General features: G+C 58.9%; 23 protein-coding genes and 1 pseudogene. 11 read left to right on the top strand and 13 right to left on the bottom strand.

What is annotated here, in order from left to right:
* Positions 1–237: 237 nt before the first annotated feature.
* Both AKJ29_RS14625 and AKJ29_RS14620 read left to right on the top strand, forming a co-directional pair.
* The gene (locus AKJ29_RS14625; RefSeq protein WP_055192050.1) at positions 238–642 is read left to right on the top strand and encodes a TadE/TadG family type IV pilus assembly protein; all 405 of its coding nucleotides are present in this window, start codon (positions 238–240) and stop codon (positions 640–642) included.
* A 12-nt stretch (positions 643–654) separates the two neighbouring features.
* On the top strand, positions 655–1,986 hold the full coding sequence (locus AKJ29_RS14620) for a TadE/TadG family type IV pilus assembly protein (protein WP_074963738.1): 1,332 nt from the start codon (positions 655–657) through the stop codon (positions 1,984–1,986).
* 72 nt (positions 1,987–2,058) lie between these two features.
* Here AKJ29_RS14620 and AKJ29_RS20165 read toward each other — a convergent pair whose 3' ends face one another.
* A complete protein-coding gene (locus AKJ29_RS20165) occupies positions 2,059–2,217 on the bottom strand; it encodes a hypothetical protein (protein ID WP_235477590.1) in 159 nt (52 codons plus the stop codon).
* Positions 2,218–2,423: 206 nt separating this feature from the next.
* Here AKJ29_RS20165 and AKJ29_RS14615 point away from each other — a divergent pair, with 206 nt between their 5' ends.
* Positions 2,424–3,605 carry an ammonium transporter gene (locus tag AKJ29_RS14615; protein WP_055192046.1) on the top strand — a complete coding sequence of 394 codons (1,182 nt, stop codon included), beginning with the start codon at positions 2,424–2,426 and terminating at the stop codon, positions 3,603–3,605.
* 146 nt (positions 3,606–3,751) lie between these two features.
* Here the strand turns inward: AKJ29_RS14615 and AKJ29_RS14610 are convergent, their stop codons facing one another.
* Entirely contained in the window at positions 3,752–5,119 is a 1,368-nt protein-coding gene (locus AKJ29_RS14610; RefSeq protein WP_082392620.1) for an MmgE/PrpD family protein, read from the bottom strand.
* Between the two features lie 88 nt (positions 5,120–5,207).
* On the opposite strand from AKJ29_RS14610, the gene AKJ29_RS14605 reads away from it, so the two are divergent.
* Positions 5,208–6,485, top strand: a complete 1,278-nt coding sequence (locus AKJ29_RS14605; RefSeq protein ID WP_055192044.1) for an HlyC/CorC family transporter — start codon at positions 5,208–5,210, stop codon at positions 6,483–6,485.
* A gap of 276 nt (positions 6,486–6,761) precedes the next feature.
* Here AKJ29_RS14605 and AKJ29_RS19740 read toward each other — a convergent pair whose 3' ends face one another.
* Positions 6,762–6,926 (bottom strand): hypothetical protein, encoded by a 165-nt coding sequence (locus AKJ29_RS19740; RefSeq protein WP_161805448.1) that lies wholly within the window; start codon positions 6,924–6,926, stop codon positions 6,762–6,764.
* A gap of 142 nt (positions 6,927–7,068) precedes the next feature.
* The gene (locus AKJ29_RS14595) at positions 7,069–8,619 is read right to left on the bottom strand and encodes a helicase HerA-like domain-containing protein (RefSeq protein ID WP_055192040.1); all 1,551 of its coding nucleotides are present in this window, start codon (positions 8,617–8,619) and stop codon (positions 7,069–7,071) included.
* A gap of 528 nt (positions 8,620–9,147) precedes the next feature.
* Between AKJ29_RS14595 and AKJ29_RS14590 the strand changes: the two genes are divergently transcribed.
* The gene (locus tag AKJ29_RS14590) at positions 9,148–9,798 is read left to right on the top strand and encodes an invasion associated locus B family protein (protein ID WP_235477582.1); all 651 of its coding nucleotides are present in this window, start codon (positions 9,148–9,150) and stop codon (positions 9,796–9,798) included.
* A 200-nt stretch (positions 9,799–9,998) separates the two neighbouring features.
* On the opposite strand, the gene AKJ29_RS14585 is transcribed toward AKJ29_RS14590, so the two are convergent.
* The 4 genes from AKJ29_RS14585 to AKJ29_RS14570 form a co-directional block, all read right to left on the bottom strand.
* Positions 9,999–11,210, bottom strand: coding sequence for a beta-ketoacyl-[acyl-carrier-protein] synthase family protein (locus AKJ29_RS14585; RefSeq protein ID WP_055192038.1), 1,212 nt, complete (start codon positions 11,208–11,210; stop codon positions 9,999–10,001).
* A 5-nt stretch (positions 11,211–11,215) separates the two neighbouring features.
* Complete coding sequence (locus AKJ29_RS14580; RefSeq protein ID WP_055192036.1) at positions 11,216–11,479, bottom strand: acyl carrier protein; 264 nt, start codon at positions 11,477–11,479, stop codon at positions 11,216–11,218.
* 77 nt (positions 11,480–11,556) lie between these two features.
* Positions 11,557–12,666, bottom strand: a complete 1,110-nt coding sequence (locus tag AKJ29_RS14575; protein ID WP_055192034.1) for a UDP-3-O-(3-hydroxymyristoyl)glucosamine N-acyltransferase — start codon at positions 12,664–12,666, stop codon at positions 11,557–11,559.
* A 128-nt stretch (positions 12,667–12,794) separates the two neighbouring features.
* Entirely contained in the window at positions 12,795–14,423 is a 1,629-nt protein-coding gene (locus AKJ29_RS14570; RefSeq protein WP_055192032.1) for a L,D-transpeptidase family protein, read from the bottom strand.
* 358 nt (positions 14,424–14,781) lie between these two features.
* Here AKJ29_RS14570 and AKJ29_RS14565 point away from each other — a divergent pair, with 358 nt between their 5' ends.
* Entirely contained in the window at positions 14,782–15,375 is a 594-nt protein-coding gene (locus tag AKJ29_RS14565) for a YcbK family protein (protein WP_055192030.1), read from the top strand.
* A gap of 559 nt (positions 15,376–15,934) precedes the next feature.
* Here AKJ29_RS14565 and AKJ29_RS14560 read toward each other — a convergent pair.
* Both AKJ29_RS14560 and AKJ29_RS14555 read right to left on the bottom strand, forming a co-directional pair.
* Positions 15,935–16,510: pseudogene (locus AKJ29_RS14560) on the bottom strand (hypothetical protein).
* Complete coding sequence (locus AKJ29_RS14555) at positions 16,507–16,686, bottom strand: hypothetical protein (protein WP_055192026.1); 180 nt, start codon at positions 16,684–16,686, stop codon at positions 16,507–16,509. Before AKJ29_RS14555 ends, AKJ29_RS14560 begins: the two are co-directional and overlap by 4 nt.
* Positions 16,687–16,913: 227 nt before the next feature.
* Here AKJ29_RS14555 and AKJ29_RS14550 point away from each other — a divergent pair, with 227 nt between their 5' ends.
* Positions 16,914–17,657: a glutamine amidotransferase gene (locus tag AKJ29_RS14550; protein ID WP_055192024.1), complete on the top strand. Its 744-nt coding sequence runs from the start codon at positions 16,914–16,916 to the stop codon at positions 17,655–17,657.
* A gap of 29 nt (positions 17,658–17,686) precedes the next feature.
* On the opposite strand, the gene AKJ29_RS14545 is transcribed toward AKJ29_RS14550, so the two are convergent.
* Entirely contained in the window at positions 17,687–18,151 is a 465-nt protein-coding gene (locus tag AKJ29_RS14545; protein ID WP_055192022.1) for an Lrp/AsnC family transcriptional regulator, read from the bottom strand.
* A 107-nt stretch (positions 18,152–18,258) separates the two neighbouring features.
* Between AKJ29_RS14545 and AKJ29_RS14540 the strand changes: the two genes are divergently transcribed.
* The gene (locus AKJ29_RS14540; protein WP_055192020.1) at positions 18,259–19,704 is read left to right on the top strand and encodes an aminotransferase class V-fold PLP-dependent enzyme; all 1,446 of its coding nucleotides are present in this window, start codon (positions 18,259–18,261) and stop codon (positions 19,702–19,704) included.
* 67 nt (positions 19,705–19,771) lie between these two features.
* Here AKJ29_RS14540 and AKJ29_RS14535 read toward each other — a convergent pair whose 3' ends face one another.
* On the bottom strand, positions 19,772–20,581 hold the full coding sequence (locus AKJ29_RS14535) for an RlmE family RNA methyltransferase (RefSeq protein ID WP_082392617.1): 810 nt from the start codon (positions 20,579–20,581) through the stop codon (positions 19,772–19,774).
* Complete coding sequence (locus AKJ29_RS14530) at positions 20,581–21,693, bottom strand: Ppx/GppA phosphatase family protein (RefSeq protein ID WP_055192018.1); 1,113 nt, start codon at positions 21,691–21,693, stop codon at positions 20,581–20,583. The genes AKJ29_RS14535 and AKJ29_RS14530 overlap by 1 nt, the downstream gene beginning before the upstream one ends.
* A gap of 284 nt (positions 21,694–21,977) precedes the next feature.
* Between AKJ29_RS14530 and AKJ29_RS14525 the strand changes: the two genes are divergently transcribed.
* From AKJ29_RS14525 to AKJ29_RS14515, 3 genes are read left to right on the top strand one after another with little or no spacing between them, the layout of a single operon-like run.
* Positions 21,978–22,274: a virulence factor gene (locus tag AKJ29_RS14525; protein ID WP_055192016.1), complete on the top strand. Its 297-nt coding sequence runs from the start codon at positions 21,978–21,980 to the stop codon at positions 22,272–22,274.
* A gap of 31 nt (positions 22,275–22,305) precedes the next feature.
* Complete coding sequence (locus AKJ29_RS14520) at positions 22,306–23,253, top strand: methylenetetrahydrofolate reductase (RefSeq protein ID WP_055192483.1); 948 nt, start codon at positions 22,306–22,308, stop codon at positions 23,251–23,253.
* Positions 23,254–23,259: 6 nt separating this feature from the next.
* Complete coding sequence (locus tag AKJ29_RS14515; protein WP_055192014.1) at positions 23,260–24,333, top strand: methyltetrahydrofolate cobalamin methyltransferase; 1,074 nt, start codon at positions 23,260–23,262, stop codon at positions 24,331–24,333.
* Positions 24,334–24,374: the final 41 nt, after the last annotated feature.

The raw sequence follows: 24,374 nt of genomic DNA, 5'->3' as shown, positions 1-24,374 counted from the left end.
TTTGACAACAAAAAGACGACTGCGCAGGGATTGTTCCATTCCGGCGCGGTCATTGTTTCTACAAGATAATTAAATTTCAAAATAACCAAATTTCTACTTTTTTTGCCCTATTTAACGAAACAATGCCCTCATTCTGCCACAGTTCCGCCCCAGTTCACCTTGACCCTTGGTAAAGCGATTTTAGCAAGGTTTTGACAAGTATTCGGTTGGACGCTCATTATTGAGAGGACAGTTGCGATGGCTTGGACAGCAGGCAATATTATAAAGAAATTCTGTCGCAGCGAACGCGGTGCCATGACCATTGAGGCGGTGATGTGGCTGCCGGTTTTTGTTGTCATGATGGCGTTGGTTGCCGACGTGTCTTTTGTCTTCTTCCGCCAGTCCACCATCCTGCGCGTTGTGCAGGATGCAAACCGGGCTTTCTCGATCGGTCGGCTTGAGAGCGCCGAGGCGACACAGGCCTATGTTGTCAGCGCCCTGTCCGACCTGTCATCGGGGGCAAGCGCCGTCACCACCCTGAGCTCTGGTATCATCACCACAACCGCATCAATCCCCGTTTCTGACCTGACCGCAGTAGACGCCTTTGATTTCCTGAAGGGATATCATGTTGGTGTCACCGCGCAACATTTCCTCGAATACTAGGGGTACCGCGTCATGAAACGTCCTGAAAATATGAGAGCATTCCGGCAAAGCGAAGACGGTGCGTTAACCGTCTTTGGGCTTTACATCTTTGCCACCATGATCCTACTGGCCGCAATTGCAATTGACATGACGCAGCTGATCACGGCGCGTACGCAATTGCAGGCCACGGCCGATCAGGCCGCCCATGCCGCCCTTTATTCACGTGACACGAATTCTGCGGAAACTGCCAAACTGGCGGCGTTGAACATCGTGGAAACCGCGATGCCGAAGGACAAGTTTGGCCAGATCATCACCCTCGAGGATATCACCTTTGGAACATTCGATTACGTCAGCGGCGGGTTCCTGGAAGATCCCACCTCGCGAAAATCTGTTCTGATCAACAGCGGACGGCTGAGCGAAACAGGCAACCCGGTTACCACCCTGCTGCTCGACCTCATCGGTTACAGCTCCTATGACATGACCGCGCAATCCATCTTCACCACCTATCGGCCTGCCTGTTTCCGAGAAGGTTTCGTGGCCAATGACGAGGTCGACATTCAGTCCAACAACGCGTTTACAAACGGGTTCTGCATCCATTCGAACTCCTATGTATCCTTGAATTCAAACAATATTTTTGACGAAGGCACCGTTGTTTCAATGCCGAATTTGGCGGATCTAGATTTGCCGAATTCAGGCTGGGAGACCAATGAAGGCCTGCAATCTGCGCTGCGCGAGGGCAGCTATCGCCTGCGTATTATCAACAAGCTGGAAGACATCATTGACGGCCTTCTGAATGCCGACCCGGATGTTCTTCCGGATTATGTGGATGAAACCCTCTCCCCCATCTACATGACCCCCCCAAGCGGTAAGGGGCTGAGCATGAGCGATTTGACCACTGGGCGTGTGCATTACCTTGATTGCCACAATAACGGGGTGTTGAAGCTTTATGACGATTCAAAAACCGTCATGGCAATTTCAAATGTGGTCATCCTCACGCCTTGCGAAATTCAGTTTGGACAGGAAGTGGTGATCGAAGATGCGATCATCGCCACCACCAACACCTATGTGAAAGCGATCACCTCCAGTTCGAACCTGCAGATCGGCCGCGACGACAATTGCGCAGCCGGGGGCGGCGCCCAGATCCTGTCCATGGGCGGGATGGAGTTCAGCTCAGGTCTCAGCATTTTCGGCAGCCAGCTTCTGGCAAAGAAAGACATTGCCTTTACGGCAAATGCAGACGGTATTCAGGGCGCATCGATCATTTCCGAGGGTTCAATCAGTGGGACCTCAAACATGAATATGGGCTTTTGCGGAACCGGAATGGAATCAAATTTCGAAGCCGAGTATTTCCGTCTGGCGCACTGATCCCCCTGCCCCAGGCGCCCCAGAATTCACCTGTGGCACCTGTTACCACCGTCAACTCGTTTGAAACAGCTGCTATGTGGTGCGTTCCCCCCTCACGGCCCAGGTCACAAGGTAACCAGCGCACAGCTGAAGCGGCAGAGTTTGCCCTTCCTGGTCCAGCTTCGGGGCCATGCTTTGGATCATCGCCAAGACCACAGAACCACACTCCCCTTCGCGGCAATCATCAGCCATTCAGCATGGCCAGGCGGCATATCCCGCCCCCCCCTTTCCGCAACTGCCCGTTCCTGCACCAAACAGACAGGCAAGGCGCCTTATTTTTGAGCAAGGTGCAAAAACCTCTGATTTTCACGGCTAAATTCCACGCTCTTTGTCCTCAGCGCGCGGGTTTTGCGCCATTTCCATAGGCAATTGCGAAATTGCATGTGAAGGGGACACCAATGAATGCCGCTGACACCGCCTGGATCTTAACCGCCACAGCCCTTGTGCTGTTCATGTCCCTGCCGGGGCTTGCCCTGTTCTATGGTGGGCTGGTGCGGGCACGCAACGTGCTGTCGGTCTTCATGCATGTCTACGCCATTGCCTGTATGATGAGCATGCTGTGGTTCGTGCTGGGCTATTCGATTGCCTTTGGCGGCTCCGATCACGGCATTTGGGGCGGGCTGGGCAAAGCGTTTCTGAACGGAGTGACCGCCGACAGCCTGTCCGGCACCCTGCCGGAAATCCTGTTCTTTGCCTTCCAGATGACCTTTGCCGTGATCACCCCCGCGCTGATTGTCGGCGCCTATGTCGAACGGGTGGGCTTTGGCTTTGTGCTGACCTTTTCGGGCCTGTGGATGCTCCTTGTCTATGCGCCTGTGGTGCACTGGATCTGGGGCGGCGGAATGATGTCGGATGGCGGCATTTTCGGAGCGGTCGGCACCAAGGATTTTGCCGGCGGCATCACCGTGCATGAAACCGCGGGCATTGCCGCGCTGATCATCGCTTATGTGCTGGGGCCGCGTAAACATCGCACCACCCCACCGCACGCGCCGGGACTGGTGTTCATGGGCGCGGGCATGTTGTGGGTCGGCTGGTTTGGCTTCAATGGCGGCTCTCAGCTGGCGGCCGATGGCGGCGCGGCGATGGCGATCACCGTCACCCATATTTCGGCCGCCACCGCGTCGCTTACCTGGGCGATCTGGGAGCGGATCAAATACGGCAAGGCTTCCCTTGTGGGCATTGTGACCGGCACCATTGCGGGGCTGGCCTCGATCACCCCGGCCTCTGGTTTTGTCGGCCCGGTTGAGGCGCTGATCATCGGGGCGGTTGCAGGTGTGCTCTGCCAGGAAGCGGTGAATTTCGTTCGCAACAAGATGAAGATCGACGACACGCTGGATGTGTTTGCCGTGCACGGTGTCGGCGGGATCTTTGGCACGATCATGATTGCCGCCTTTGGACATGGGGCGTGGATTGCGCAGATCGGCGCGCTGCTCATCGTCGGGGTCTTTACCTTCGTGGTCACCCTCGCGCTGGTCAAACTTGTGGCCCTGATCACCCCGATCCGCGTGGATCTGGAAACCGAAACCAACGGGCTTGACCTCTCAGCCCATGGTGAACGGGCCTATGATTTCACATCGTAACACGGCCCACCAGACCGGCCCCTCACTCCTGACCAAGAGGGGCCTGCCCTGCGCGAGTTGTACACTTCCGACACCGCAGGGACAGGCGGGGACCTTCGGGTCTCCGCCTTTGTCATTTCCGCTGCCAGTCCCGCTGTTGTTCTAACTCAGGCCAGTCGTAACAGCCGCGCCAATGCCACAAGGTCCGGGCCAGTCTCGGCCTGAATGGCGGACCAGAGCCGGTCCCCCTGCCCGCCGCCTGCCCCACCGGTCAGCGCCCGCGCCTTGGCCCGCAGCTTGCGACGGCGCGTGTCCAGCGGCACAGGCGTATCAAGATCATGCTCTGCCGTGCGACGCCCCGTGACAGTGTCAATCACCAGCTGCGCCTCGGTTTCCCGGACCGCGTCATCCCCGATCACACGCAGTTTGCGCGCAAGCGCCTGCAATTCCGGGTCCCGGGCCCGCGCATCCGAGAAACTGTCCAGCGCCGCCGTGTCACAGCCGCTGATCACCATCGCCGCCACATGGGCATAGGAAAACTTCACCTCAAGCCCGGTCGCCGGGGTCGGAATATTGCACACGCTCAGCCAGCGAGGATGGGTGCGCAATTCGATCGACACCACCTGATCGGGCCGCAGCATCAGCGGCGAGAGCGCCTCGATCATCGCATGGGTGCCATGGCAGCAGGCGTGAAACTTGTGACTGATCGACAGGATCTGCCACTGCGTGCCCATCCCCTCAAACGCCCCCATATTGCCCTCTCCTGCATGGGTCGAACCAAAGCCCTGCCCAGCAGTCAACCCGTCCGGGGTCGACAGAAACCCGGCGCGGGCGGCACGGGCCGCCTCCACCCCGGTTTGAGCAGCCATACCCGCGTGATAAGGCTTGCCCATTGTGCCAAACTGGCTTTTCAACCCGGCGGCACGGGTGGCGCAAAGGCCAAGCGCGTGCAGGGTCTGCGCCTCGGTAAGCCCCAAAAGGCGCGCCCCCGCCAGCGTCGCACCAAACGCCCCCGCCGTGGCGGTTTGATGAAACCCGGTCTGGTAATGTGATCGGCCCAGCCACATCCCGACACGGATCGACGCCTCCACCCCGATCAGGGCCGCTTCCAGCATGTCCTGTCCGGTCTTGCCTTCTGCCTCGGCCAGGGCCAGTGCGGCGGGGATCACGGCCACGGACGGATGGCCAATATGGGCAAAATGCGTGTCATCATAGTCAAGCGCATGGCTGGTGGTTCCGTTGATCAGTGCGGCGGCACGGGCCGGCAGACGAGTGGCCGAACCGATGACACTGGCCTGTGCATGCCCTCCATCCTCCAGCCCCATGTCGCGCAGGATCTCTGAGACCGGCTCACGCGCGCCTGCAATAGAGACGGCCGCCCAGTCCAGCAGGGACAGGCGCATCATTTCAAGCGCCTCCCCGGCCCCGGTCAGGGGGGCATGGGCGAAACGAGCCAGAAGCGGCGCCGGATCACCTGCCCCCGCGCCGGTCGGTATTTCCTGGGCACCGGGATGCGTTTCTGTCAGATGATCCATTGGTCACTCCCTTGAAAACAACCGTTCTTGTCCCCATAAGACCTATAGGCAATTCGCCCAGCTTCGCAATGATCACAAAGGCCGCAACATGCTCGACACCAGTTTCTGGATCACCTCCGCCGCCATTCTGGCGCTTCTGGTGCTGTCAGGCTTTTTCTCAGGTTCAGAAACCGCGCTGACCGCAGCGTCACGCGGCAAGCTGCGCTCGCGGGCGGATCGTGGCGAACGCGGGGCGCAGCGCGCGTTGGAGATCACCGAGGATAATGAGCGGCTGATCGGATCGGTTCTACTGGGCAACAACCTGGTGAACATCCTCGCCACTTCGCTGGCAACCGCCCTTTTCACCCGCCTGTTTGGCGATAGCGGCGTGGCGCTGGCCACGCTGGTGATGACCTTCCTGGTGCTGATCTTTGCCGAGGTATTGCCCAAAACCTATGCCATCACCCGGCCCGAAGCCGCCGCCGGGGCGGCATCGGGGCCGATTGCCGTGGTGATCTTGATCTTTTCACCGATAGTGGCCGCCGTACGCGCAATCACGCGGGGCGTTCTGAACCTGTTTGGGGTCGAAACCGACCCGGACAGCCAGATCCTGGCAGTGCGCGAAGAGATCGCCGGGGCCATCACACTGGGCCATTCGGAAGGGGCCGTGGAAAAGGAAGATCGCGACCGGTTGTTAGGGGCGCTGGATCTGGGGGATCGCGCGGTCGAAGAGATCATGCTGCATCGTTCCAAGATCGAAATGATTGACGCCGACGCCCCGGCGCTTGACGTTCTGGAACAGATCCTTGCCTCCCCCCATACCCGGTTGCCGGTCTATCGTGGCGAGCAGGAAAACATCCTTGGCGTGCTTCACGCCAAGGATCTGAGCCGCGCCATGTATGCCTTTCAGTCCTCGGGGAAATCACTGGATGATTTCGACGTGATGCAGGTGGTGATGAAACCCTATTTCATCCCCGAAACCACCACGCTGGACGACCAGATGCGCCAGTTCCTGCACCGCCACACCCATTTTGCGCTTGTGGTGGATGAGTATGGCTCCCTCGAAGGGCTGATCACGCTTGAGGATATTCTGGAAGAAATCGTCGGCGAAATCACCGATGAGTTCGACTCGGCGGATGAGGAAGAAATCACCCGCACCCCGGATGGGCATTACCTGATTGATGGCGCTATGACGATCCGCGACCTGAACCGCGCGCGCGACTGGCAATTGCCTGATGACGAGGCCAACACCATTGCGGGTCTGGTCATTCACGAAGCCCAGATGATCCCCAGCGAGGGCCAGGTGTTCAGCTTTCATGGGTTCCGGTTTGAGGTGCTCCGACGCGATGGCAACCGGATTGCCGAACTGAAAATCCGCCCCCTTTAAAGCGTTTCGACCTCTGCTGTGACAGGGGAATTCAAAACGCTTTTCATCTCTTCACAGCCTCCTCCCTCATCCAACACCGTCCAACCGGGGGCGGGCTAACAGATTGGCCAGCTTGATCCGTCACCATGGCGCAGGGGATACTGATCCTTTCAATCAAGGAGGGTATCATGAGAAATGTATCGCTCGTTGTGATTGGTTTAGTCCTGTTTATTACCGGCTGCTCGGACAAGAGCGCCAATAGTTCTGCGGACAACATTATCGTGCAAAGGTCCGATTTCAGTCCAATAAACCCTGCTTTTTGGGGTATTCCGCCGCAGCCATAATCAAGGTTTGTGGCAGGCCCGAGGGCACGATTTTTCCCAGGGCCTTGGATTGAATAATAAAGAAACGGGCCACCTTTTCGGATGTGGCCCGTTCCTGTTTCAGGGGCGATTGCGCCAATTGGCACTACATCTTTTTAGCTAAAGCGTTCCGCCAAAAACCTGAAAGGCTGGTTTGTGGAGGAACGCGCGAAACGCTCGTATGTTGCGCAGCACCCCGCCTAATCCCTGCTTCAGGTATACCGCGGGACGCTTTAGACAGCTCACCGTCCTTTGAAAAACGAGCCCAGAATGCCGCGCACGATGCGCCGCCCGGTCGTGCCCTTAAGCTCCTTGATCACGGCGGTCGCAATCGCTGACCCAAACCCGTCTTCGGATTTACGTTTGGTCTTGCGCGCGGTGGAGCGACCGACACGGGTGCCGGAATAGCGCCGCCCGGCGCGGTATTCCCGTTCTGCCACACTCTCGGCCTCCTCCTCGGCGCGCTCTGCCTCTTCGGCCTCTTGCGCCGCCTTGTCGGCACGCGCCGCCAGGATCTCAAACGCACTTTCCCGGTCTTTCAGATCCTCATACTTGCCAGCAATCGGCGAGGCTTTGATCAACGCCTGACGGGTCGCTGCATCCACCGGGCCAAGTTGAGAGCTGGGCGGGCGGATCAGCGTGCGCTCCACCATACCCGGTGCCCCTTTGCGTTCCAGAAACGAGGTGACCGCCTCGCCCACGCCAACTTCACGAATGGCATCCTCGGTGGAAAAGCGGGGATTGTCGCGATAGGTCTCCGCCGCCTGGCGCAGCTCCTTGCGGTCCTTGGCGGTGAACGCGCGCAGCGCGTGCTGCACCCGGTTGCCAAGCTGACCAAGGATATCTTCCGGCACATCCGCCGGGTTCTGGGTGCAGAAATAAACACCAACCCCTTTGGACCGGATCAGGCGGGCCACCTGTTCGACCTTATCCACCAGCGCCTTGGGGGCATCGTCAAACAGCAGATGCGCCTCGTCGAAGAAAAACACCAGCTTGGGTTTGTCCGGGTCCCCCACCTCGGGCAGTTCCTCAAACAGTTCCGACAACAGCCAGAGCAGGAAGGTTGCGTAAAGCTTGGGAGAAGCCATCAGCTTGTCCGCCGCCAGGATCGAAATGCGCCCGCGCCCATCCGTGTCGGTGCGCATCATATCCGACAGCTCCAGCGCGGGTTCCCCAAACAGCTTGTGCCCGCCCTGATTTTCCAACACCAGAAGCGCGCGCTGAATGGCCCCCACCGAGGCCGTGGAGACATTGCCATACCGCAGGGAAAGATCTTTGGAATTCTCTCCAACCCAGACCAGAAGCGCCTGCAGATCCTTCAGATCCAGCAAAGGCAGCCCCTGTTCATCGGCCACGCGGAAGGCAATGTTCAGCACCCCTTCCTGCGCCTCGGTCAATTCCAGCAGCTGTGACAGCAACAAGGGCCCCATTTCCGTCACCGTGGTACGGATCGGATGGCCCTGCTCACCATAAAGATCCCAGAAGGTCACCGGGAAGGCCTGATAGGCATAATCGGTGAACCCGATCTTTTCAGCCCGAGAGGTGAAGGCCTCATGCAGTTTGAAACTTTCGGATCCCGCAACGGCAAGACCGGACAGATCGCCTTTGACATCCGACAGGAACACCGGCACGCCCTGGGCGGCAAAGCTTTCGGCCATGATCTGAAGCGTGACCGTCTTGCCGGTGCCCGTGGCCCCCGCCACCAGCCCATGCCGGTTGGCATATTTCAGCAAAAGCGTTTGCGCCGCGCCATAACCTTCGCCACCGCCACCAATGAAAATCGTTTCACTCATCTGATCTGCCTGTCTTATTCACGCGCCGCTGGCAGGTGTTGCGCCCGCACGGTCGGGTGTTCCAATTCCGTTCTCCCTGACAATACAAAATTAACCTTTCTGTGAAAGGGTGAATCCATTCCCGATGGGCACGCGCCCTGGGAAGACTTCCTCCCTGTCAGACTGCCGCGCCTTTCGGGCGCGGCTTTTTTCATCGGACCGCCCTGCATGCGGCCCCGCATGCGCGCATTTTTTATGATCCAGATCAAATTCAAGTCTTGACCACTGCGACCAAGTGACATAGCGTCCCTCCCATAAGCCGGTCAGTCCGGCAGGGAGAGAATTAGAAAGGGATCCGCATCTGTCGGGTCCTTTTCTTCTTTTGGAAACCGTCACTTACCCTTTTCATTCAATTCTGAGCTACAGCGAGGGGATCAGCGAAAATCCCCCCTCGGCCCAACCCGGTTTTCTTTTCCACCTGACAGCCCTGACCCCTCGTGCTAAGCCATGCGCAACTGAAACAAAAGACGTTGGAAAAGACGGAATATGATGACGGTTGAATTGATGAAACCCCTGTTGAAACCCCTGTCGATTGCCGCGATTCTCGCCTTTGGCACGGCAGCGATGGCGCAAGAAAGCACCGATGCCACCGCACCGGAAGCCGCCGAGGTGACACAGGAAGTCACGGACACTGCGCAGGATGGGCCGGATATGGGCACCGAAGTGTCCAATGCCGAGCTGCAGCCAGGCGCACCGTATGTCGCCTCCACCCATGGCGACTGGGAGGTGAAATGCCTGAACAATCCCGATGGGGACGATCCCTGCCAGATCTATCAGCTGCTGAAAGATGAGAGTGGCAATTCGGTTGCAGAAGTCTCTCTGGGCAAATTGCCCGAAGGGGGCCAGGCAGCCGCCGGGGCAACTGTCGTGGTGCCGCTCGAAACCTTGCTGACCCAGCAATTGACCATCTCGGTGGATGGCGCGCAGACCCGCCGCTACCCGTTCCGCTTCTGCTCTCAGCCGGGCTGTGTTGCCAATATCGGCTTTACCGCGGCCGAAATCGCTGCGTTCAAAAAAGGCGCGAAGGCCACCGTGACCATCGTCCCCGCAGCAGCAGCCAACCAGAAGGTCAATCTGGACATGTCGCTGACCGGCTTTACCGCCGCCTATGACGCGCTGGTGCAGCCTGTCGTGCAATAAGAACACCGACCTTCAAAACAACTAAAAAACGCCGCCTGTTCAGGCGGCGTTTTCTGTTAAAGCGTTTCGAGTTTTTCCTGTCTCAGGTGAACGTCGAAACGATTTTTGTCGTCGTTGTAAAACAGATTGGGTCGCGCACTGGGCAATTAACGCTGGGCAATTAACAGTGGGCAATTAAACTGGGCAGACCGAACTGACGCTCAGGGCGCGCGCCGCAAGGCCAGCACCGCGTTCAGCCCGCCAAACGCAAAAGCGTTGGACAGCACCGCTTCGACCCGCGCTTCGCGCGCCTCGTTCGGCACCACATCCAGCGCGCATTCCGGGTCCGGCTCCTGATACCCGATTGTGGGCGCGATCACCCCGTCCCTCAGCGCCATGATACAGGCCAGAAGCTCTACCGCGCCGGTGCCCCCGATCAGGTGCCCATGCATGGATTTGGTCGAGGAAATCATCAGATCATCCGCATGATGGCCAAATGCATCTGCCACCGCCGCGCATTCGGTCTTGTCATTGGCTGCGGTTCCGGTGCCATGGGCGTTGATATAGCAGACATCCTCGGGATTCATCTGCGCATCACTGAGCGCGCCCCGGATGGCCCGCGCAGCCCCCTGACGGGAGGGCATCACGATATCAGCCGCATCTGACGACATTGCAAACCCGGCCACTTCGGCGATGATCTCGGCGCCGCGCGCGCGCGCGTGTTCATAGTCTTCGAACACGAACACCGCTGCCCCTTCGCCCTGCACCATGCCGTTCCTGTTGGCGGAAAACGGGCGACAAGCATCGCGTGACATCACCCGAAGCCCTTCCCAGGCCTTGATGCCCCCGAAACACAGCATCGCCTCGGACCCGCCTGTCACCATCACATCTGCAAGCCCAAACCGGATCATCTGCATCGCCTGCCCCATCGCGTGGTTTGAACTGGCACAGGCGGTGGCGACGGTGAAGCTCGGCCCTTTCAGGTTCCATTCCATCGACACATGGCTGGCGGCGGCGTTGTTCATCAGCTTGGGCACCACAAAGGGATGCACCCGGTTCTTGCCATCTTCATAGACGGATCGGTAATTTTCATCGAGCGTGTTCATCCCCCCGCCCGACGTGCCCAGCACCACCCCGGAACGGGTGGCAAGGTCCCCTGAAAACACCAGACCCGACTGGGTCACCGCCTCTTGTGCGGCCAACAGCGTGAACTGGGTAAACCGGTCATAAAGCGAGATCTTCTGGCGGTTGAAATGGGTTTCCGGGTCATAATTCTTGATCTGCCCACCGATCCGGATCGACAGGCGGTCCACATCGCGAAAATCGAGATCCGAAATGCCACAGCGCCCTTCGCGCATCGCCTCCATCGTCTCGGCAACATTTCGACCAAGGGCATTGATTGTCCCCTGACCGGTGATCACAACACGCCGCATCAGATTCAGGCTGCCTGCGCTGCAATCAAGCCTTCAACAGCCGCGATGATCGCCGCCACGGAAGAGATGTCGAACCCGCTTTCATCAGGGTCGTTGGCATTGAAAGGAACTGAAATATCAAAGGCTTCTTCGATGGCAAAGATGCTTTCGATCAGTCCGAGACTGTCAATTCCCAGCTCCTCAAGCGTCTGCTCGGGGCGCACATCCCCCGGCTCCAGCACGGCCTGTTCAGCGATGATCGCAATCACCCGGTCCCTTATGTCAGACATATCAGCTCCTGTCCTTGGCCCGTTCCAGCCATAAATTAGGGTATGCCCCCCTACCGCTTCAAGGGGAACGGGGGCCTTTATCCGTCCTTATCCACGAGCTTTGAAACAGTTTTTTGAAGGTCGCGCAGGGTTTGGGCCAGGCGTGGCAGGCGGCGCAATTCGCGCCGGATGGCCATTTCGGTTTCGATCTTCACCGCAGGGCTGCCCAGAACCGCACGCCCCGCAGGAACGTTGGTGTAGATATTGGTGCCCCCCCCGGCAATCACGTCGTCACCGATGAAGATATTGTCGCTGACACCGACCTTGCCCCCCAGCACAACCCGGTTGCCAATCCGGGCAGAGCCGGAGACACCCACATTGCCGCACATCATGACATGTTCGCCCACAACCGCATTGTGGCCCACCTGCACCTGACAGTCGATTTTGGTGCCATTTCCGATCCGTGTGGCCCGAATGGTGCCGCGATCAATGGTTGAAGCGGCACCGACCTCGACATCATCCCCGATCTCAACCCCGCCAAGGGAATGCACACGCGCCCAGTGGGCGCTGCCCTGAACCGCCCCGGCCTGTTCCCCTTCGGCCATATCTCCGCGCATCTTTTCCACGGCACTTTCGCGGTCCAGCGTCACGAAAGAAAACCCGTCACTGCCGATCACCGCATTGGCGTTCAGCACAAACCGGTCGCCGATCCGGCATTGATGCGCAATCCGCGCGCCGGGATGCAGAACCGCCGCATCACCGATTTTCGTGTCATATCCGATCGAGACATGGGCCCCGATGGTGGCGTTTTTTCCAATCACCACCCCGGCTCCGATCACGACAAAAGGACCGATGCATGCCCCCTCACCGATCTGGGCGGTGTCATCCACCACTGCGGTTGGATGGATCCCAGGTGCCACGCCCATGCCGGGGTCAAGCGCACGGGTCAGAAGCGGCATCGCAGCTTTTCCGCGGCTCAGACAGATGGCCCCGTCCAGCCCCAGCCCCTGCCAGTCCGCCCCCTCCCACAACAGCGCCGCCCGCGCGGCCCCTTGCGCAAACCCATCCGCATATTTCGGATCCATTGCCAGCGCCAGATGTTCCGGCCCTGCATCAGCAGGTTCGCGCACCCCGTCAAGCGCGATATCCCCGCGCCCCAGCACCTCGGTTCCAAGCGCCTTGGCGATTTCGGCGAGCGTGAATGTCATGTCTTTTCTCCTTTGGGGCCGGCAGGTCCGGGGTCGGCATTTCGCCCCCGGTGGACGTAAAAAGGGGCGCGAGGTCCCCCTTGCGCCCCGTTGTCAAACCGGTGGCCTGGCATCTCTTATGACAGGATTTAACTGTCTACGGCCCGAAGCGCCACCCCGGCTTTGCTCAGGGCCTGCCAAATCTTGGCATCCCGGCCATAAACGTCGCGGCGATAATTGGCCCGCCCCTTGGCCGGCATGATCGCCGTGCGATAGACCAGATGCACCGGCAGCGGTTCTTGCAGATCAATACGCGTTTCCTTGCCGGAATTCAGCGCCTTGTGGAACACACCTTTCGGGTCATTCGTCTGTTTCGACAGCAGCGCATAGGCGAAATCAAACGGGTCATTCAGACGGATACAGCCATGGCTGAAGTCACGCTTTTCCCGCGAAAACAGGCTTTTCGACGGGGTGTCATGCAGATAGATATTGTGGCGGTTCGGGAACATGAACTTGACCAGCCCCAGCGCATTGTCGGCAGACGGGTCTTGCCTAATCGCAAAAGGAAAACTCTTTTCCGTGAACTGCGTAAAGTCCACCGCCCCACGATTGACCGTGCGCCCCCGACTGTCGATCACCTTCAGATGGCTGACTGCATAGGGGTTCTTCTTTAGCATCGGAAGGTATTCCTTGGTGGCGATAGAACGCGGCACGTTCCAGGTCGGGTTGACCACCATAAACTCCATCACATCGGAAAATTCCGGGCTGCGCCGGTCTTTCACATTCTTGCCAATGACAGATCGGGTGCGGAAAACGGTTTTGCCGTCATCCACGATCTTTGCGGTGAAATCGGTCAGGTTCACCCAGATATGGCGTTTGCCGCGCTCGATATTCATCCAGCGTTCCCGCTCCATCGCCACGATAACCGACACCAGACGTTTTTGCACCGGCACGTTGATCTCATTCATGGTGCCCGCGCCAACCACGCCATCGGTGAGCAGCCCATGATCGCGCTGGAACAGCTGAACCGCTTTCTGGATCGCCACATCATAAGTCTGGGTAGAAGAGCGTTTCAGATAGCCCATCGCCTGCAGCCGGTCACGCAGCGCCACCACGGCCTTTCCGGACTGGCCCGGTTTGAGGGACTTGGCGGGCACTTTCGGCCCCCAGCCCCCGCGCGCAAGCAGCTTCTCCAGCCGGATCTTTTCTTTCATCAACCGGGCATATTCCGGTGCTTTCGGTGGCAGGGCCTTCAAGAACCCCGCCGGGCTCGATTTGGCAAACGCAGCCAGAAGTTGTGCCCGATCCCGCAGCGACACATCGCGCACGATTCCGCTGTCAACGCTGGATGGTTTCACAATGCCGGTCTGTACATCCCGCGCATAGCGCAGAAACAGCTTTGACATCTGAACCTCAAGCTTGCCCAGATCCCGCACGCTTTTCACCTGCCCAAGGTTGGTTCTGAGCAGATCAGTCTCATATGACGGCAATCCATGATCCCCTGCCTGGGACAAGGCCTGCAAAAGCGCCTTACGACGCGACCGGTCCTTGCCACCGGTTCCGGTCCAGATCGCCTTGTAGCCGTTGGCCTTGTAAAAAGCCGCCACCGAACTGTCGCGCGCGGCCGCCTCGGCCACGGCCTGTGCAAAGGCAGATGGGCTGGACTGTGCCCTGGCCCCGGACACCGAGGCAAAGACCGCCACTGAAAGGCTAAGCGCCCAAACCAGAACCAGATGCGCAGAAAAAGCACGAGAATTTCGCAGTGATAGAGTTGTCATATCAATCCCGTTGATACCAAATAATCCGAAAGATCGGCGAATTGTCTTAAATCCCTCTGGGACTGTCCACTCACAAAACCGAAATCTGAGAAGCAATTTAACAATCGCAAGGGAATTTCGAAGAACTGGCGCGTTTTGGTCACGGTTAACCAGTTATTTTCCATTTTCAGCAAAATTTTGCCGACCAGTCTTGAAAACGCCCCTGGTGTTAAAACTTCCCTTGGTTTGCGATTCGACTTGTGCCATAAAACAAACGCACCTCAGGGGAAAAAGGTAGCAACAGGACGACGATCACGCGCCCCTCCAGAAGGGCGGGATCAGAGGACAGGCAAGCGACGGGACACGCTGAACTATGACTATGACGGTTTCGACTGATCTTTCGACCGAGCGGAATTCTTCCACCCTGCTGACACGCCGCGGATTGCTGGGCGCCTTTGCCGCCACGGCCGTATCTGCCGCTCCGATGTATGCCAATGCCGCAGGCTTTCTGCGTGGCGGCGGCGATGTGCGCCGCATTGCAATGTATTCCGGCCGCACCGGTGAATCGATCAATATGATCTATTGGGTCGAAGGCAAATACATCAAAGAGGCCCTTCAGGAAATCAATTACTTCATGCGCGACTGGCGCGTGGACCGGTCGGTCGGGATAGACCCCCGCAACATCGACATCATGGCCGCTGCCCATGGGCTGATGGAAGTGCGTGAACCCTATATGATGCTGTCGGGCTACCGTTCGCCGCAAACCAACGCCATGTTGCGCAGCAAGTCGCGTGGGGTTGCCAAGAATTCTTTGCATATGAAGGGTCAGGCTGCTGATCTGCGCCTGAAATCACGCAGCGTGAACCAGATGTTCAAAGCCGCAGTGGCCTGCCGCGGCGGAGGGGTTGGAAAATATACCGGTTCCAATTTCGTGCATATGGATTGCGGCACCGTGCGCACCTGGGGACGCTGACCCCAGCCCACGATCACACATGATGACATCCTGAAGCCCCCTTCAAAGGCTCCCGTCCCGGTGAGCCGTTTTTACGTAAGCTGCTTTTTTCACAGGTTGCAGGCACAGGATATATGAGACTATCTCCCCCGGCACGGGGTGCTGCGCACAGGTTGCAGACGTGAAACGCGGGCTCCTTTTGGATCCCGCGTTCTTCACCGGGGCGCCCCCTCAGCCCAGGGGGTCACCCTCTGATCGGCCTGATGCACTCAACCCTCACGCGGCATCAGACGATCCGGTTCGTTGGCCTCCAGATAGGCCTCCTGCTCCGGGGTCAGGTCCACCTCTTCATACCCGCTGATCATGGGCCGGTGGTGAACAGCCAGAACGTGGCAAAGATCCACACCACCAGCAGCGCAAGCGCCGCCATGGTGTGAAACATGACCGCCGGTCCGAAGGGCAGCAGATCATGCACCCCCGTTCATTCCGAACCCGGTCACCATCAGCACCATGATTAGCGCCATCTGCGTCCAGTGCCACAGGCGCTCAAACTGCGGGTAAACCTTGACGATACGTTTGCTCATGACGGTTTGCGGCCAACCAGACGCAGCAGCGCATGGCCCGTGACGCCAAGCAGGGCGAGGGCAAAGATCGCCATGAAGATAAGGCCAAACGGGCCGCGCGGATCCGTGCCGGGCATGTAAACCGCCGCGATCCCGCCCAACCGACCGTCCTCTGCATGGTAGGCTGCACAATCAAGTGCCTGATCCGCGGGCGCCACCATATGGGTGATCGGCCAATACATATACGTGTCCGTGAAATCGAACTGCCCGGAATACTCACGCCCGGCCGCCTTCATTCCGGCCTTGATCGCCTTGTCCCAATCGAAATTGGTCCAGAAGGCGGTGTCGGTGGTTGGACCCCAGACCTGTGAATAAAGCGTTTCGAGATTAACTTGAGACACAAGCTGATTTCGAAACGCCCGCAACATCAGTAGGTTTCGAGCGTTTCGCCTCATTATTGTGTCTCAATAATAAGGCGAAACACTTGAGGTCAGTTTGTTCGATGCCATGTCATAGGCCTGACGGCCCTCCATGCGTTTGAACGGCCAGATCCGGCTGTCCGTGGCACCCGGTGTGCCTTTCAGACGGTTCACTTCGACCACCTTGGACGGGGGGCGATCACCTCATCCGTTGCATATTCCACATGGCCGTTGAACCAGTCGTAATGCGGCACCACGTCCTCGACATAGTCTAAGATGTTGAAATTGCAGGTGGTTTTTCGGGGATCTTCGCCCCGTTTGATCCGGTTTCGGCCAAGGAATCTGCGCAAACATCACCCCAAGAACGACCCAGACCACCCTTTTCAGGATTGTGTTTATGGCTGGCTCTCCCCTGCCGGTGGTTCGCGCAGCACTGGCTCATATTCATTAATTCGCAAATTACAGACCATGTATCAAAACGCCGCATCCCGCATTTCGGCCATGATCAGCCCATTGCCCTCATCGCCCTGATCAGGCAGTGTCGTCCAAACTTTCTCCTCTGACCCGAAGGCCCGTGATGAAACCCTTTCTGATCTTGCAATTGCGCCCTGAAACCGATGCCTCGGATAACGAGTTTCAGGCCTTTCTGAGCAAAGGGAACCTGTCGCGTGACGAGGTCCATCGCATTCGCCTGGATCAGGACAACCTGCCTGCGGATCTCAACCTTGACGCCTATTCCGGCGTCATTGTCGGTGGCGGACCCGGCTGTGTTTCGGACACGCCGGAAAAGAAAAAACCGATTGAGGCCAAGATCGAGGCAGAATGCCTGTCCTTGATGCCGGAAATCACCGCCCGCGACATGCCGTTTCTGGGCTGTTGTTATGGGATCGGCATCCTCGGCCACCATCTTGAACCTGGCGCGATCTCCAAGGACCGCTACGGCGAACCCGTGCGGGCAACCCCCTGCCGCGTGACAAATGATGGAAAAAAAGATCCACTTCTCAATGACTTACCAGAGGAATTTGAGGCATTTGTCGGCCACAAGGAAGCGATGCAGCACCTGCCCGCAGGCTGTACCCATCTGGTCAGCGCACCCGATTGCCCGTTCCAGATGGTGCGCTTTGGCCAGAACGTCTATGCCACCCAGTTCCACCCCGAGGCCGATGCACATGGGTTCGAAACCCGTATCGGCATCTATAAACATCACGGCTATTTCCCACCGGAAGAAGCCCAGTCCCTGATCGACATGGTGCATGCTGCCAATGTGGTGGTGCCGGAACAGATCCTCGCCAATTTCGTGTCCCGATACCGCAGCGGGTGATGCAGGATGCCGATGATGCAGCCGCCTGATCAGATATGATAGGGGCGCTGCTCGGCAATGGTTTCCATTGAGAAATATGAGGTCACCCCGTCCAGCTCAACCGTGGAAATCAGGCGTTGGTAGACCTGATCATAGCTTTGGATATCCTCTGTCACCACTTTTGCCAGATAGTCGTAATCCCCACCAATCCTAAAGAAATCAACAACTTCCGGCACGTTCAGCACCGCCCTGCGAAAATTCTTCAGCCAGTCGGATGAATGATGGCGCGTGCGCATCAGCACAAAAACCACCAGCTTCATGCCAAGCTTTTCCCGGTCCAGCCGCACCGTATTGCCGGTGATCACCCCAATCGCATTCAGGCTTTGCAGCCGCCGCCAGCAAGCGTTTTGCGACAGCCCCACCCGCTCGGCCAGTTCGCGCTGGGAAATGGCCCCCTCGCGCTGCAGAATTGCCAGGATCTCATGATCCTTTTGATCTATTTTGACGCCATCCATGTGGTCATTTTCACCATATTTTTCGATTTCAAGCAGATATTACGTTCAAAACCTCGTCTAACCAATGGTGAAATTCTCTAAACAGAAGTGACGTCAGGGAACACAATATGAGTATCGAGATCTTCAAATCCCTTTTGCGGCGGGCCGACAGGATGTCAAAGCTCCGCAATTCCGTTATCGGGGATGGGGTGAAAATTCCCGGCCTGTTCGGCGAAGTCTCATTGACCTATGCCGATTACGTGGCGTCCGGGCGGGCGCTGACACTGGTCGAAGATTTTATCCGCGATCACGTTCTGCCCTTCTATGCCAACAGCCATACCGAGGCCTCCTATTGCGGTGCCTATATGACCCGTATGCGGGCGCAGGCCCGCGCCGAAATCGCGCGGATCACCCGTGCAGACGGTTGCTCGGTGATCTTTGCGGGGGCCGGGGCCACTGCGGGCCTGAACCGGCTCGTGTCCCTGTTTGGTGTAAACAAAGCGCGGAAGTCGGTTGTTTTCATTGGACCTTATGAACATCACTCCAACATCCTGCCCTGGCGCGAATCCGCCGCAGAGGTTGTGGAGATCCCCGAAGCACCGACAGGAGGGCCGGATCTGGCAGCCCTTGAGGCAGCCCTGGTGACCCACGCAGATGCCGAGGTGAAAATCGGCAGTTTTTCAGCCGCCTCCAATGTAACCGGCGTGATCACGGACCCCGATCCGGTGACGCGGCTTTTGAAAGCACATGGCGCGCTGTCGGTCTGGGATTATGCGGGCGGCGCCCCTTATCTGCCGATTGACATGGCCCCCGCGCCAGATTGTCAGAAAGACGCGGTGGTGGTCTCACCGCATAAATTTCCGGGCGGTCCGGGCGCGTCCGGCCTGCTGATCGTGCGGGACGCCGCAGTCAGAAACCACACGCCAAGCCTGCCGGGGGGCGGCACTGTCAGCTTTGTCTCTCCCTGGACACACAGCTATTCCGACACGCTTGCCACACGCGAAGAGGCCGGCACACCAAATGTGGTGGGCGACATTCGCGCAGCCCTCGCCTTTCTGGTCAAGGAGGCGGTTGGACAGGACCGGATTTCTGCCCGCGAAGCCGAGCTGAACAAGATGGCCATCACCGGATGGGCCGACAATCCGCAATTGGTGCTGCTGGGCACGGATCACCCCAACCGGCTGCCAATCTTTTCCTTTCTGGTGAAACGCGCGGACGGCCGCCCGTTTCATCACCAGCTGTTCACCCGGATGCTAAGCGACGTCTATGGCATTCAGGTGCGCGGCGGCTGCGCCTGTGCGGGTCCTTATGCCCACGCGCTGCTGGGGATCGACCAGATCGGCTCCGACGCTCTGTTCTGCGCGCTGCAACAGGGGCATGAGCTGGAGAAACCGGGCTGGGTGCGGCTCAATTTCAGCTATCTAATGTCGGATGAAAAAGCGCGTTATGTGATCGACAGCGTGACCGCGCTCACACACCGGCTGGATGAGCTGGAAGGGTTTTACAAAGCGGACCCGGCAACCGCGCGCTTTGCGATTTCCACACGCCCCGAAACGATCCCGCAACGAGCATGACACACCGCCCAATCGAACGGCCCAATCGAAACGGTCTTCGATTGGGCAAGATGCCGTTAGCCCGGAACTAGCCCCGGAAACCGGTGGCCACCACAAATTTCTCGGAACTGTCTGACCGGCTTGAGGGCGGTTTCATGTAGCGCACCTTGTCAAACCGGATCTTGAGGATCTTCTGCAACTCGGCCTCTGCCCCACCGGCAAGCACCTTGGCCACGAACGTGCCCCCCTCTTCCAGCACGTCAAAGGCAAGATAGGCCGCCGCCTCACACAGCGCGATAATACGCAGGTGGTCGGTTTGTTTGTGGCCGGAACTGGCCGCCGCCATATCCGACATCACCACATCCGCCCTGCCGCCCAACCAGTCCTTGATCTGGTCGTCCGCGCCCTCTTCCATGAAATCGAGCTGGTGGAACTCCGCCCCGGCCAGCGGTTCAACCTCTTGCAGGTCAATCCCCAGGAACGTGCCGATCCGCTTGCCCGGTTTCTCACCAAGCGCATTGATGCGAGGCACCGCAACCTGGGCCCAGCCCCCTGGCGCACAGCCCAGATCCACCACCCGCGCGCCGTTGACCAGGAAACGGAATTTATCGTCCAGTTCCATGATCTTAAAGGCCGCGCGACCGCGATAGCCTTCGGCCCGCGCGCGCTGCACATAGGGGTCGTTCAGCTGGCGCTGCAACCACCGGGTTGAGGAATTGCGCCGCCCACGGGCGGTTTTCACCTTCACCGTCAGGTCGCGCTGCCCCCGGCCCGAGGATTTGCGGGTGCGTTTCGAATATTTGCGCCCGGCGGATTTGCCCGCCCCACCAGCGCCACCAGCGCCGTCGCTGCCCTCGTCATCACCAGAGCCGCCATTATTTCCAGTTTGATCCGACATCAGAATGGTCCGTCTTCCAAAACACCGTCCGAGGACATTTGCGAATAAAGAATGCCCTCTCTAAGGCCGCGATCCGCCACTGACAAGCGATCCGTGGGCCAGACGCGCAAAAGGGCCTGCAGGATCGCCGATCCCGACATGATCAGCGATTGCCGATCCCGCCCGATATGGGAATTCATCCGCCGCCCGTTTGGTCCCAGCGCAAGATAGCCATGAATGACCTTCTCGATCTGTTCAGAGGTCATGCGCAGCCCATCCACCTTGTTGCGATCATAGCGTCGCAACCCCAGATGAGTGGCGGCCACCGTGGTCACGGTGCCCGAGGTGCCGATGATCTGAAACCCCTCGCGGGGCGGTTCGTGATAAAAGGGGCTGAAATCGGCCAGCTGTTCTTCGAAATGCACCGACATGAGCGCATAGCGCCCGGCGTCGTCATCCACATCGTCAAACATCTCGCGCAGCGTCGCGACCCCCAAAGGCACCGAGATCCAGTCCACCACGGTGGCCTGCGGGAACGGGCCGGCATCGCCCAGGAACCCCCGCCCCATCCGCATAATCGCCTTGGGCCGCTCCAGCGGCGGCACTTTCGACAGGTCCAGCCAGACCAGCTCGGTCGAGCCACCGCCGATATCGACGACAAGAAGCTGTTCGGTCCGGGTTGAGACCAGCGGCGCACAGGAGACCACGGCCAGGCGCGCCTCTTCCTCTGGCTTGATGATCTCCATCTTCAGCCCGGTTTCCCGGCGGATGTAGTTCATGAAACTGCGCGCATTCTGGGCACGGCGGCAGGCCTCTGTTGCCACAAGGCGCATGCGCTTGACATCATGTTTGATCAGCTTCTTGCGGCAGATGCGCAGCGCCTGCACTGTGCGCGCCATGGAGGCACGGCTGAGCTTGCCCGAGCCCTCGAGCCCCTTGCCCAGCTGAACGGATTTCGAAAAACTGTCCACGACGTGAAACTGACTGCCCTTTGGTTGGGCAATCAGCATCCGACACGAGTTTGTGCCAAGATCCAGGGCGGCATACAGCCCGGATGGATCCGGCAATTTCGGCGCGGGGGTTGCAACCGCTTTCGGGAACGCGCCCGCACCATTGGGACGCTTGGGCGTCATGACGAAACGCCTTCCTATTCAAGTTGCCTTCAAGATAGGCGTCGGCAAAGAATTGCGCAATCCCCGACGCGCGCTTGATTTATAAAGATGATGAGAAAGTTTCACGGCGTTGCAGTAGGTTTTTGCACGCCTCGGAGTGGTGATGGCAACAGATTTGACGTATCCAACAGCATGCAAAACCGACATGGAAGTCGCTTGTGGATCACCCTGTGTCGAAAAACGTCCGCTCGAAACCGGGGGGCGGTTTTAGAACGGAACAACCAGGAGAGAGGGAGAATCGCACGATGCCTGACGTCACGATCGTTTACTGGCGGGACATGCCCGCACAAGTCATCGTCGGCAAAGGGCGCCGGGGGGCCAAGGCCGCCCTGCCCGAGCGATTTGAACAGGCCATTGACCGGGCTGCGATGAAGGTGGGGGCGCGTGACAGCGACGCCTATCTGGCGGAATGGCGCAAGGCTGCCCCCTATCCTCTGGAGGGAGACCCGCAGGAGATTGCCAAGGCGGAAGCTGCACGCATCGACGCGGAATATGATCAGGAGCGTCTCAAGGCGCTGATTGCCAACGATGGCCGGGCATAAGATGTCCTGGCCCAAGCTGATGGAGGCAGCCATGGCGCTGTTGAATTTCCGCAAGAAGGCGTCGGATGACGTCAAGACTGCAAGCCCCGCCCTCGAAGCTTTCCTGCAAGGCTATTCGATTGAGGTGATGCCGCGCACCGCCGCCAAGGTCGAGGATTTCCGCGACCTGCTGCCGGAAGGCACCCGCGTCTATATCGCCCATATCGAGGGCACCCCGATCGAGGAAATGGTCGAGACCGCCAAGCGCATCAACGGCGAAGGCTTTGACGTGATGCCGCATTTCCCCGCCCGGATCATCAAGGACGAAGCGACGCTTGCCGACTGGATCAACCGCTATCAGGGTGAGGCCAATGTGAAACAGGCGCTGCTGCTGGCGGGCGGCGTGGCCCAGCCGCATGGCGATTTCCATTCCTCGATGCAGCTTCTGGAAACCGGTCTTTTCGACAAGCACGGGTTCGACCGCCTGCATGTTGCCGGCCACCCGGAAGGCAACAAGGATATCGACCCGGACGGGTCGCGCAAGAACGTGGATGAGGCGCTGTCGTGGAAACAGGAGTTTTCCAAGCGCACCGACGCCAAGATGGCGCTCGCCACCCAGTTCGCCTTTGACGGCGGTCCGATCATCGACTGGGCCAACGGGCTGAAAGCGCAAGGTATCGACATTCCGGTCCATATCGGTATCGCCGGCCCTGCCAAGCTGCAGACCCTGATCAAATTCGCCATTGCCTGCGGTGTTGGCCCGTCGCTGAAAGTGCTGCAGAAACGCGCGATGGACGTGTCCAAGCTGCTGCTGCCCTATGAGCCGACCGATGTGCTGAACGAACTGGCCAACCACAAGGCGGCCAACCCCGATTTCAACATTGAAAAGGTCCATTTCTTCCCGCTGGGCGGCATCAAGACCAATGCCAACTGGGCCATCAACAATGGCGGTGAAGCCACCGCCCCCGTAAATTCCGCCTCCAACGCGACCAAAGGATAATAATTAATGACCCGTACCATCGTCGAAAGCGCCACCAAGACCTCGATCATCGGCTTTGACCAGCCGTTTTCCGTGATCGGCGAGCGCATCAACCCGACCGGCCGCAAAATCCTGAACGAAGAGCTGGAGCGTGACGATTTCTCGCGCGTGGAAGCCGACGCGCTGGCGCAGGTTGCCGCTGGCGCCACCATCCTCGACATCAACTCGGGCGCCGTGTTCTCGAACAAGATGGCCGAAGATCCGCGTTACGCCGACAACAACTTTGTTGAGCCGGACCTGATGCGCAAACTGGTTGAGGTCGTGCAGGCCGTGACCGATTGCCCGCTTTGCATCGACTCGTCCGTACCCGGCGCTCTGGAAGCCGGTCTTGAGGCTGCCAAGGGCCGCCCGCTGCTGAACTCGGTCACCGGCGAAGAAGAGCGTCTGGAAGTGGTTCTGCCGCTGGTCAAGAAATACAATGTGCCGGTTGTGGCGATCTCGAACGACGACACTGGCATTTCGGAAGATCCGGAAGTGCGCTTTGCGGTGGCCAAAAAGATCGTGGAACGCGCGGCTGACTTCGGCATCCCCGCCCATGACATCGTGGTGGACCCGCTGGTGATGCCGATCGGCGCCATGGGCACCGCTGGCCTGCAGGTGTTTGAACTGAACCGTCGCCTGCGCACGGAACTGGGCGTGAACACCACTTGCGGCGCATCGAACATTTCCTTTGGCCTGCCGAACCGTCACGGCATCAACAACGCCTTCCTGCCGATGGCCATGGCCACCGGTATGACCTCGGCAATCATGAACCCGGTTGCCCTGCCGGTTGGTCCGAAGAAACTGGCCGAGAAGAAAGCCGAGATCGAAGCCAAGGGCATCATCATCCCGGCCGATATGGATGACGAAACCTTCTGCCAACTGTTTGGCCTGGGCTCGACCCTGCCGCGCGCCGGCAAGGAAATGGAAGCGATCCGCGCGGCCAACTTCCTGACCAACAACGATGATGGCGGGGCCGAGTGGATCAAGTTCAACTCAGCCAATGCAGGTGCTGCCGGGGCAGCTGGCGGCCGTCGCGGTGGACGTCGCCGCCGCGGGTAACGCGGTGCATCAGGCCTGTCGCGGGTAAACCGCGGAACATG

The sequence above is a fragment of the Aliiroseovarius crassostreae genome, from assembly GCF_001307765.1.
In the GTDB taxonomy this organism is placed as follows: domain Bacteria; phylum Pseudomonadota; class Alphaproteobacteria; order Rhodobacterales; family Rhodobacteraceae; genus Aliiroseovarius; species Aliiroseovarius crassostreae.
Note: the sequence above shows the minus strand (reverse complement) of the source record. Positions and strands in the feature narration are given on the sequence as shown.